The organism is Vibrio sp. 1731 (assembly GCF_033339955.1).
Lineage (GTDB): Bacteria > Pseudomonadota > Gammaproteobacteria > Enterobacterales > Vibrionaceae > Vibrio > Vibrio alginolyticus.
Map to the genome: position 1 here is coordinate 33,544 of NZ_JAWOVO010000030.1, position 11,077 is coordinate 44,620.

Here is an 11,077-nt window from a genome sequence, read left to right on the forward strand (position 1 = left end):
AACCCTACCGAAAGGAGTCGTGGTGTCGGTGGACAACAAAGATCGAAACTCTGACGATAAAGTTCGCCACTTTTACATTAAAGATTGAAACTTTATAAGGAGCAGTGCTTACAGGATAAGCACTGCTCCTTATAGGGGTCTAGGTCTTACTTTCACGAGAAAGTAATCGATCAATTTGTGCTTGTTACACGATGGGTGTTTAATACGAAAAATTCAAATTAATAGCCAGTAAGGGTTCTCTATGGCAACGATCAAGGATGTTGCAAAAGAAGCCGGCGTGTCCGTGGCAACGGTCTCCCGCGTGATCAATAAATCCCCCAAAGCGAGTCAAGCCTCTATTGATTCGGTCACTAAAGCAATGAGTAAACTGGGCTATCGTCCTAATGCGGCGGCACGCGCGCTAGTGAGCCAAAGCACCAACACCATGGGCGTGCTAGTTGGGGATGTCTCCGACCCCTTTTTTGGCACAATGATCAAGTCGGTAGACTGCGTTGCGCATAAGAATGGTAAACACCTTTTAATTGGGAATGGCTACCACAGTGCAGAAGATGAGCGTCGCGCGCTTGAATTACTGATCAACAGCCGCTGTGATGCGATGGTGATTCACGCCAAAGCATTGTCAGATGAAGAGTTAATCGGCTACGCCAATGAAGTAAAGGGAATGGTGCTGATAAACCGCCATATTCCGCAATTGGCCGGACGTTGTGTGTCACTCGATAACGAGAAAGGCGCTCTGATCGCGACCGAGTATTTGATGCGCAATGGCCACAAAAAAATTGCGCACATTGCCTCTTCTCATGACATTGAAGATACGCATCAACGTTTACAAGGTTATCACGCGGCACTGAATGCACACGGTATTGAACTACCCAAAAGCTATATTGAGTACGGTGAGCCAAACAGTGATGGTGGTGAAGTGGCAATGACTCACCTTCTCACCAAATCGTTAGACTTTACCGGCGTGTTTGCCTACAACGATTACATGGCGGCCGGTGCGCTTGCTGTGTTAGAAGAAAACGGCATCCGAGTACCTGAAGACATCGCATTAGTTGGGTTCGATGACGGCTTAATTGCCCGATTTGTCCATCCCGGTTTGACTACGATTCGTTACCCGATCGAAATGATGGCAGAGCGCGCTGCAAAATTAGCGTTGGCACTGGCGCACGATGAAAAGATTGAGGAAGAAACCGCGATCTTTAGCCCGACACTGGTGCGTAGGTACTCAGTGTAGCCGACACGATTCAATTTGAAATATTCGCCACAACGTGTAGCGGTGCGCGTTCGTGGCCGAACAAGCGGTGAATTTGCGCTAAATACAATTCTGCAGTGGCAATCGCATCATTGAGTGCATTATGCGCTTGATAACCTGGCAACCCATGCTCGGTCCTGACTGAGCTCAAACGCCAATCGCGGCGCACTTGCCTTAACTGCTCACGATACTGCTCAATTTTTAATGTGTCGAGCCAGACCAATGGTAACTCGGCTTGGCCGTAGTTGGTGGTCAAATATTGCTGCAAAAAACGTTTTTCCATCACGCAGCCATGCGCTACTACAACTTTCCCTTTCATTACCCCAAACAGCTGCGAAAAGGCTTGTTCCTCACTAATGCCTAAATGGAGCAAGGTTTCAGGTCTTAGGTGGTGGATTCTTGCCGAGTCATGCTCTTGCAAAACCGGTTGATCCAACACAATATGGCGCGCACTGGTTAAACGAATTTGGCTATTGCGGATTTCAACCCACCCGATGCTCAACACTTTGTCTTTTTCAGCATCAAATCCACTCGTCTCAAAGTCCAACACAAGCGTATCGAGTGATTTTAAATCTGCGGACTTACTCGGCAGTGGCGTCTCTAGTAACGCCTTAAGCGAGATAGGGAATTTCGCTAAATCCATACTGTCGGCATGCATTGGTTTGCTTGAGTTCATATTAGGCCTTAGGAACCAAATTTCATTTTTAGCGCGTCTTGATAGCCGCCAATAATTCGAAATGCATCTTTCAAGTGTTGGCGTTCAAAGCTGCCAAATCGTTCAGGATAAATCGAGTTACTCACCCCTTTCCCCTCTCGAATACCATTGAGGTGATGAGCATAACGCAATTGAGTGACATAACGATAGGTACCGATCAAATCTTGATAAGAGCTTTCATTGATAAGCCCTTGTTCATAGGCAAACTCAATTCGCTCTTCGGTCGAACGCATCTCTCCGCCTTTGCTGAGGGCGTAAATTCGTGCTATATCCACCAACAAGCCTATTGCCGCTTTTTTAATGTTCAGCGTTTTGCCATCACTGGCGTCTCTTTGCAGTACTAAGTTGTTGAAAATGCCGAGCGGTGGGCGCTCTTTGAGTAAGTTTCTCACCAGAGCCGACATCAAACGTGGATTGTGTGTCACACACTCATGCCGATGTTGATCGAGCTGTTCGAACAGGCTTTCATCCCCTGCAATTAAGCGGATCTCTAAAAACACATTCAGGTTGAGTAGCATGTCATATTCGGGGTTGTTCGCCCATTTTCGGTAGTACTGCTGCCATATATAAAGAGGTTGATTCCATTTCGAGGTTGCAGCCATAAAACGCCCATTGCATAAGGAGTACCCACACGCGGCCAACCCTTTGCATACAAACATCGCCAAGTGCTGAAAATAGATCCTGTCTGTTTCAGTCGCGCCATCCTCAAGTACTAATGCATTATCTTGATCCGACCCCAAATGCACCTCTGCTCGTGCGTGCGATCCTGCGACTATCCACGCATAGCGACATGGCGGCTTGCCAACCACTTGTTCGGCCATTTTCAGTAGTTGTGAGGTAAACGCATCATAAATCATCGTCAGGACTTGCCCAATCATCTGCGCCGGCATGTGCGCTTCGACCATCGCTTCGAATACGGATTCGCGCAAAGGGATGAGTTTGCTCAGTGCGTCTAAGGCGTCGCAGTTGCGAATTTTTTCAATCAAATAAATGGCCTGCACACCATGTTCTTGCACCAACTGTTTGGGCGTGACTAAACCAACAACTTGATGATCGCTGTCGACGATCGGCACGTGTTGAATGTTGTGCTTCATCATCAGATTAACGGCGGCAAGCACCAGTTCATCTTGCCCTAGCGTATACGGATCTGGCGTCATCACATCACGGATTGGGCCACGAACATCCATCGCATCCGCTACTACGCGATTGCTGAGGTTACGCTGACTGACAATACCCACCAGTGTCCCCTCATCCAGTACCAGAGCACAGGTACTGCCCTGATGGTCTCGCATCTGTTGTGCAACGCGCTGAATCGATGTACTCGGTGCGACCATCACCACATCGCAGTGCGCTACCTCCTGCACTGACTTAAAATAAACGCCCTTTACAGCTTCCATTAATTCATTATCGACCCGAGATTGAAGGCGATGATTGGCGTTAGTCGCGAATTGATTGGCAATGGATGCAAAGTTTGCAAGCTTGGCGAGCAACAACTCGTAGTTAAATTTATAAACTAAGCAGCTTTCAACCGTTTCGATACGATAGTTGTCTTGCACAAGGTTAAAACCAAACAGATCATTTTTACCGAGCCTCGCTCTTAGGCTCCCATTAGGAAAGCGCTGCTCAATCACACCAGATCGCAGAATATACAGGCTACGCTCAGACGCATCATTGAGCGCAATATGTTGCTGCTGCCCCCAGAACAAGATGTCCGCATCGCTTGCGATACGGTCGAGCACTTCATCCGGAAGCTGAGAAAATGGCGCAATCGTTTTGAGAAAGGCAACGACATTGGGTAGTAAAGTAGAATCCATCAACACTCCATCCCGCTAACACATAAAATTCATAGGCCAAAAACGAAAAAAGCTCCGCCAATAATGAGCGGAGCTTCGTTAACGGTCTACTTACCAGAATAGCGCATAAAGAACCGTTAGTATGATCTGATGCCATATGACGCGATATTAAAGCTGCGGTCCGTGGCGAACATGGATGCGGTCACGCTGATGCCTTTTGGATCGTCATCGTTTGCTGAGGTGCTCAAGCTAGTGAACGCAATCACAACAATCGTGAACAGCAGCGTGTAGAGCATCTGGTTCATGAAAGGCATGGAAAGTGGCATGAATTTCAAGAACAGTGCAAATGGGATAGAAGCAACAACACCAATGATGGCACCTTTACTGGTGGTTTTCTTCCAGAACAGACCCAGTAGGAATACCGCAAGAATACCTGGGCTAACCAGACCGGTGTATTCCTGAATGTATTGGAATGCTTGACCGATACCACCTAGCATTGGCGCGATGAAACATGCGATAACAAGAGCAACAACCGCTGCGGTACGACCAACGTTAACCAGTTTGTGGTCACCAGATTCTGGGGCAATGTACTCTTTGTAAATATCCATCGTGAAGATAGTTGCAGTCGAGTTAAGCATAGACGCCAGTGACGACACGATAGCCGCTGCTAGTGCAGCAAATACCACACCTTTCACACCAACAGGTAGGAACTGAGTCAACCATGGGTATGCTTTGTCAGCATGCGCTGCGCTTGGTAGGTTTGATGCACCAACTTCACCAAGACCTGCCATTAATTGTGCGTCTGACGTGATCACGTAAGCCGCAATACCAGGAATAACCACAAGGAACGGTACAATAAGTTTTAAGAATGCAGCAAATACGATACCTTTTTGCGCTTCTGCTACCGACTTCGCTGCCAACGTTCTTTGAATGATGTATTGGTTGAAACCCCAGTAGTACAAGTTCGCAACCCAAAGACCACCAATCAGTACCGCGATGCCAGGTAGGTTCATGTATTGCGGGTTGCTTTGGTCAAGGATCATCTCAAAGTGACCTGGTGCCGCTTCAGCCATTTTTGACATGCCTGCCAACCAACCATCCGCACCACCAATGTAGCTCACCGCCATGAAGGTCGTCATGAAGCCACCAAGGATAAGGAAGAACACTTGGATAACATCGGTCCAAACCACAGCCGACAAACCACCGTAAACCGAGTAAACCAAAGCAAACAGTGCCAGACCCACAATAGAGTACATCAACGGAATACCAAGAATGGTTTCGAGTGCCAAACCACCGAGGTAAAGAACGGAAGTAAGGTTGACGAAGATATAAAGTGAGATCCAGAAAATCGCTAAAATCGTCTTAAGCTGCTTATTGAAACGCTTTTCTACAAACTCAGGAATGGTGTAGATCCCTTTTTCAATAAAGATAGGTAAAAAGTATTTACCCACGATAATCAAAGTGATGGCAGCCATCCACTCGTAGGACGCAATCGCCAAACCGATAGAATAACCAGAACCCGACATGCCGATAAACTGCTCAGCAGAGATGTTGGCAGCGATCAATGACGCACCGACCGCCCACCAAGGAAGAGATTTACCCGCCAAAAAGTAATCTTCTGTGCTTTTTTGAGCGCCTTTCTTATCGCGGGAAACCCAAAGTCCCACCCCAATAATAATCGCGACATAAATGGCGAAAACCATTATGTCAATCGTGTTTAGACCATGCTCTATATTAGACATTTGTTTCATCCTATAGTTGTTTCACGCCAAAAAGTGTAAACGTTACCACTCAAGAAAAATCCAATATGTATCACATGTATGTATAAATCTTACACGTTGAATCAAAATGGAGGCGCAAATCACATTTTCAGTAAAATTTATTATGTGTTGAGAGATATCTTAAATAACGTTTGATGTAACGTAGATAGTTATATTATTCCCGAATTCAACAGCGAAGTGCGACACTCGCCAATATCAAGCAGCCAATGCCATTTCTTTAAAGGTAATCTCAACATTGAAAACGAAGTAAAGTTGAAGCGAGCTAATACTATATTAAAACCAATAAAAACCACCTATAAAAATAGGTGGTACAGAGCTAATGACAGTGTTTTTTCTATTAGTTTTTTAGCTTCTTTGATAATCGTTTACACTATAATTAAAATCGGTATCGAAAGTTTATATACTTATAACACTTGAACCTCTTAAAATTCGAACTCATAAACCGTTCTATGTTGATAGCAATCTTCAAAGCTCAACACCCCGTTGTTGAGTCCCCATTCTGGCTTATTCGGCCCGTCGGGAAAATATTGCGCTTCTAATGCGAGTCCATCATGATTTTGATAAACCTTGCTTGCGCCCGGCGTTCCGAGTAAAAAATTACCGGAGTAGAATTGAATCGCCGGCTTGGTGGTACGTACTTTCATGCGCACATCGTCGTTGGGCGCAAACAGCACAGCGGCCACCTCTTTGCCATCCGACAATGGTGGATTAAGCACAAACGAGTGATCATACCCAGCCGCGATTTTTTGGTCGCCATCACTGAGAAATTCATCCGCGATGCGTTTGGGCTGACGAAAATCAAAACTGGTGCCAGCAACCGGTTTGAGCTCCCCTGTGGGGATCAAACCGGCATCCGTAGGCAAATAATGCTCAGCATTCATCTGCAAGCGGTGCTCAAGCCCCGTGTTTTCACTCGCCTCACCCGCCAAGTTGAAATAAGCATGATTGGTTAAGTTGAGTGGACAAGACTGATCGCTTGTTGCGTGTTCATCAATCATCACTTCGTTATCATCGCTCAGCGTGTAACGCACCTTGACATCCACATTGCCCGGATACCCTTGGTCACCATCCGGCGAATGCAGGGCAAATTCGACCATATTGGGCTCACGCTGAACAATACGCCAACGACGCTTATCAAAGCCGTCAACGCCACCGTGGAGTGCATTGTCACCGTTGTTGACCGCCAGTTGATAACGCTGACCGTCCACTTCAAACTGCCCCTTGGCAAGGCGGTTGGCAAAGCGACCAACCATCGCCCCAAAGTAGGTACCTTGCTGCCTATGCTCGTGCATATTAGGCGAGCGCAGCAGCACTTCGCGTGGCGCACTATTTAGCGGAAGGGTGCAGCTCAACCACGTGGCCCCCATGTCCATTAAGGTGACGGTCATGCCATTTGCGTTAGTTAAATGCACCAACTCAGCGGCTTGACCATCAAACGACGGCGTGCTCGCCATCGTTTGTTGCAGTTGGGTAAAATCGCGGTTCATGACGACTCCTTACAGCACCTCAACCAGGCCCGCGCCCGGTTTCGCTTGGCATACGTAAATGGACTCTTTCAGCCCTGTCGCCGCCTCGTAGTTGGCCTCGACCGTGGCTTTCACTTTCTCAACCAGTGCCGGTGGCACCAGTGCCACCACACAACCACCAAAACCGCCGCCCGTCATGCGCACACCGCCTTGGTCGCCAATCACGCCTTTGACCATCTCAACTAAGGTGTCGATCTCTTTCACGGTGATTTCAAAATCATCACGCATTGAGGCGTGGGACTGTGCCATCAGCTCCCCCATGCGTTTCATGTCGTGCGCACGCAGCGCCTCAGCCGCCTCAAGTGTACGATCGTTTTCGCTGATCACGTGGTGCGCGCGTTTTGCCACCATTTCATCCAGTTCAGCGGCTTTATGATTAAACTGCTCAATCGTCACATCGCGCAGGGCTTTAACAGCAAAAATGCGCGCCGCTTCTTCACACTGTTGACGACGGGTGTTGTACTCGCTATCAACCAAGCCGCGTTTTTTGTTTGAGTTGATGATCACCACCGCCATGTCTTCTGGCATCGACACCGCTTGCGTTTCTAGCGTGCGGCAATCTAACAACATGGCGTGGTTTTCGCGTCCTTCAGCGGAGATCATTTGGTCCATGATGCCGCAGTTGCAACCGACGAATTCGTTTTCCGCTTGCTGACCGTTCAACGCGATTTCAGCTTGGCTGATCCCAAGGTTGAACAATACTTTGAAGGTTTGCCCAATCACCACTTCAAGCGCCGCTGAAGAACTCAGTCCCGCCCCTTGCGGCACATTACCAGTAACCGCAATGTCAGCACCGGTGAATGAGTAACCACGCGCCAACAGAAATTTCACCACACCGCGAATGTAGTTGGCCCACATTTTGTCTTGTTGGAAAGTGATCGCTTTGCTGATATCAAATTCGTCCAGCGCATTGTCGTAATCGACCGAGACCACGCGCACAAGGTTATCGTCTCGTTTTTTCGCGGCAACCACGGTTTGGTAGTTAATGGCACATGGTAAGACAAAACCGTCGTTGTAATCGGTGTGCTCACCAATCAGGTTAACGCGACCCGGTGCTTGAATGATATGACTGGGTGCATAGCCCAATACTTGCTCGAATGATGCTTTCACATTTTGGATTAATTCAGACATTTTCTATTCCTAAAACTATTTGCGGTAACTCTTGGGATCACAAACTGGCGCGGCAATACGTATTTTTAAAATCGGATATTTTCTTAACCCCCAACTCGTTGGGGGTGCCGCTTCAAATACCACGGGCTTATTGTTCTTTGTAATGCACGTCACTTAGATCACGCAGGCGCTGCGCCGCTTGCTCAGCGGTGAGATCGCGTTGGCTTTCTGCCAACATTTCGTAACCAACCATGAACTTACGTACCGTGGCGCTGCGCAGTAGTGGCGGGTAGAACAAGGCGTGCAATTGCCAATGGTCGATGTCCGTTCCCGCATCAAAGAACGGGGCGTAATGCCAACCCATGGAGTAAGGGAAAGAACATTGGAATAAGTTGTCGTAACGGCTCGTCAATTTTTTGATCGCCACGGCAAGATCGTCACGTTGCTCATCGCTCAGTTCGCTCATGCGGCGAATGTGCGTTTTTGGCAATAGCATGGTTTCAAATGGCCACGCCGCCCAGTAAGGCACCACCGCTAGCCAGTGCTCGGTTTCGACAACGGTGCGCGCACCATCCTTGAGTTCCGCTTCTGCGTAGTCCACCAGCAAATTACGGCCATGCTCTTGGTAGTAGGCTTTAAGGTGTTGTTCTTTGCGTTCTATCTCGTTAGGTAAGAAGCTGTTGGCCCAAATTTGGCCATGTGGATGCGGCTGAGAGCAGCCCATTGCCTCGCCTTTGTTCTCGAACGCTTGCACCCAAACATACTCTTTACCGAGCTCTTCGATTTGTTCGTTCCATGTATCGATCACACCACGGATTTTATCCACTGGCAGCTCGGGCAATGTTTTGCTGTGATCAGGCGAGAAACAAATCACTCGGCTTAAACCGCGCACACCTTGCGTTTTAAACAGTGGGTTATCGGACTCTGGCGCATCTGGCGAGTCCACCATCAACGCGGCAAAGTCGTTATTGAATACGTACGTTCCTTGGTAATCGGGGTTAACGTCACCTGAAATGCGTTCGTTGCTTGGGCACAAAAAGCACTTCTTATCGTAGCTTGGCAGCGCATCAACCGCCGGTTTTTCATCGGCACCACTCCAAGGACGTTTAGCACGGTGTGGCGAGACCAAAATCCACTGCCCGGTGAGTGGGTTATAGCGGCGATGTGGGTGATCCACTGGGTTAAATTCTAGGTTAGACATCTTCTTACTCAACTTTATATTCTTGTGTTCCGACGCCCCGCGCCGGATGAAAATTAGCGGCGGCTCGCGTTAGTAGCCTTGCGGGTTATTCCATTGCCATTTCCAAGTATCTGCGGTCATTTCCGCGACACTGCGTGTTGCTTTCCAGCCCAACTCTCGCTCGGCTTTGTCGGTACTCGCCCAACACTCGGCAATATCACCCGGACGACGCGGGCAGAACTCATAAGGGACAGGTTTGGCGCAGGCATCCGCGAACGCATTGACCATTTCAAGCACGCTCGACCCTTTCCCCGTACCGAGGTTATAAATGTGCAAACCGGCTTTTTCGCCCACCGCTTTCAGTGCGGCAATGTGGCCATCGGCTAAGTCCATCACGTGGATGTAGTCACGCATACCAGTGCCATCAGGCGTCGAATAATCGTTACCAAATACCGACAATTTCTCGCGGCGACCGACCGCAACTTGAGCAATAAACGGCATCAGGTTATTCGGGATACCTTGTGGATCTTCACCCATGGTGCCGGATGGATGTGCGCCAACTGGGTTGAAGTAACGCAACAAAGTGATGCTCCAGTCGTTCTCAGCATTGAACAGATCAGCTAAGCATTCTTCCACCATGTATTTGCTGCGACCGTAAGGGTTGGTGGTCGCACCTGTTGGTGAGTCTTCCGTAATCGGTACAGTTTCAGGATCTCCATATACGGTTGCCGAAGAGCTAAAGACGATACTCTTCACGCCCGCCTTACGCATGCTGCGCGCCAGAACCAAAGATCCATTCACATTGTTGTCGTAGTATTCCAGTGGTTTAGCCACTGATTCGCCCACCGCCTTAAGTCCGGCAAAGTGGAGCACCGCGTGAATATCGTGCTCAGCAAACACCGAATCTAAAAAGGCTTCATCACGAATATCGCCTTGATAAAATGCCGGCTGTCTACCGGTCAGCGCTTCAATACGATTGAGTACTTCTTGTTTGGCATTATACAAGTTGTCGACGATGACAGGCTCAATGCCCGCCTCGATCATCTGCACGCAGGTGTGACTACCGATGTAACCCATACCACCTGTAACCAGAACTTTCACCATTGCTTCTCCACTGTTACTGCTTCCTGCTCGGTACCGGACCTTATTATGCTCACTGAGCCAGCGTTATTCACACCAAGTCGATACGCCCAATTCTTCGCTGATTAAAATTCTATCAACCAACACGGATTCAGATCCGTGATCAAACTCAAGTTAGTGTAAACGTTAACACCAAATAAAAGGAAACATTGTATGTTTTTGTAGAAAAAAACGGGCAAAGCCTGGTTAATTCACTAAAATTTAACAGCATTCATACGTAAATGACAAAATATAACTACATAGCATCCAAAAGTCGCCACGAACAGTGTAACCGTTACCACCTAACTAACTGTCTGAAACTGCCAAGTGTCGTTTGAAGCAACTACGGGGTGTGAAGCCCAACGGTACGGTTTCGTACGTTAAGCATTAAATCAAACAGTTAGAACGGTATGACGCTTAGGTAGACCCTACGATCACTGGTAAAAACCACCCCAAAATCAGGATATGACATAACCTATGTGTCACTACTGGCTGTGTCATGACTTAAATGACATGCTTGTTTTTTGTTAGCGTATGGAATGGACTTCCTCCCTATCACTCAGCCGTTAGTTCTGAGATGATAAATTCACCATTTCATACGGAG

The 11,077-nt window shown here is 48.0% G+C and carries 8 protein-coding genes; 1 reads left to right on the top strand and 7 read right to left on the bottom strand.

Features of this window, described 5'->3' with window-relative positions:
• Window positions 1-241 precede the first annotated feature (241 nt).
• Window positions 242-1,231, top strand: coding sequence for a substrate-binding domain-containing protein (locus R7035_RS22945; RefSeq protein ID WP_113606109.1), 990 nt, complete (start codon window positions 242-244; stop codon window positions 1,229-1,231).
• A 10-nt stretch (window positions 1,232-1,241) separates the two neighbouring features.
• Here R7035_RS22945 and R7035_RS22950 read toward each other — a convergent pair whose 3' ends face one another.
• The 7 genes from R7035_RS22950 to galE form a co-directional block, all read right to left on the bottom strand.
• On the bottom strand, window positions 1,242-1,925 hold the full coding sequence (locus R7035_RS22950) for a 3'-5' exonuclease (protein ID WP_256957220.1): 684 nt from the start codon (window positions 1,923-1,925) through the stop codon (window positions 1,242-1,244).
• A gap of 8 nt (window positions 1,926-1,933) precedes the next feature.
• Window positions 1,934-3,778, bottom strand: coding sequence for a DUF294 nucleotidyltransferase-like domain-containing protein (locus tag R7035_RS22955; RefSeq protein ID WP_113606107.1), 1,845 nt, complete (start codon window positions 3,776-3,778; stop codon window positions 1,934-1,936).
• A gap of 116 nt (window positions 3,779-3,894) precedes the next feature.
• The gene (locus R7035_RS22960; protein ID WP_318146292.1) at window positions 3,895-5,499 is read right to left on the bottom strand and encodes a sodium/sugar symporter; all 1,605 of its coding nucleotides are present in this window, start codon (window positions 5,497-5,499) and stop codon (window positions 3,895-3,897) included.
• Between the two features lie 461 nt (window positions 5,500-5,960).
• Complete coding sequence (gene galM / locus R7035_RS22965; protein WP_113606105.1) at window positions 5,961-7,025, bottom strand: galactose-1-epimerase; 1,065 nt, start codon at window positions 7,023-7,025, stop codon at window positions 5,961-5,963.
• A gap of 9 nt (window positions 7,026-7,034) precedes the next feature.
• Window positions 7,035-8,195, bottom strand: coding sequence for a galactokinase (gene galK, locus R7035_RS22970; protein ID WP_213904574.1), 1,161 nt, complete (start codon window positions 8,193-8,195; stop codon window positions 7,035-7,037).
• A 127-nt stretch (window positions 8,196-8,322) separates the two neighbouring features.
• Window positions 8,323-9,375 carry a UDP-glucose--hexose-1-phosphate uridylyltransferase gene (locus R7035_RS22975; protein ID WP_113606103.1) on the bottom strand — a complete coding sequence of 351 codons (1,053 nt, stop codon included), beginning with the start codon at window positions 9,373-9,375 and terminating at the stop codon, window positions 8,323-8,325.
• Window positions 9,376-9,444: 69 nt separating this feature from the next.
• Window positions 9,445-10,455 (bottom strand): UDP-glucose 4-epimerase GalE, encoded by a 1,011-nt coding sequence (gene galE, locus R7035_RS22980; protein WP_113606140.1) that lies wholly within the window; start codon window positions 10,453-10,455, stop codon window positions 9,445-9,447.
• Window positions 10,456-11,077: the final 622 nt, after the last annotated feature.

Excerpts from the sequence above, each read along its gene's own strand:
- R7035_RS22950 (WP_256957220.1), bottom strand. The coding sequence starts at position 1,925 with ATGAACTCAAGCAAACCAATGCATGCCGACAGTATGGATTTAGCGAAA.
- R7035_RS22975 (WP_113606103.1), bottom strand. The coding sequence starts at position 9,375 with ATGTCTAACCTAGAATTTAACCCAGTGGATCACCCACATCGCCGCTAT.
- R7035_RS22955 (WP_113606107.1), bottom strand. The coding sequence starts at position 3,778 with ATGGATTCTACTTTACTACCCAATGTCGTTGCCTTTCTCAAAACGATT.
- R7035_RS22945 (WP_113606109.1), top strand. The coding sequence starts at position 242 with ATGGCAACGATCAAGGATGTTGCAAAAGAAGCCGGCGTGTCCGTGGCA.
- R7035_RS22960 (WP_318146292.1), bottom strand. The coding sequence starts at position 5,499 with ATGTCTAATATAGAGCATGGTCTAAACACGATTGACATAATGGTTTTC.
- galK (WP_213904574.1), bottom strand. The coding sequence starts at position 8,195 with ATGTCTGAATTAATCCAAAATGTGAAAGCATCATTCGAGCAAGTATTG.
- galM (WP_113606105.1), bottom strand. The coding sequence starts at position 7,025 with ATGAACCGCGATTTTACCCAACTGCAACAAACGATGGCGAGCACGCCG.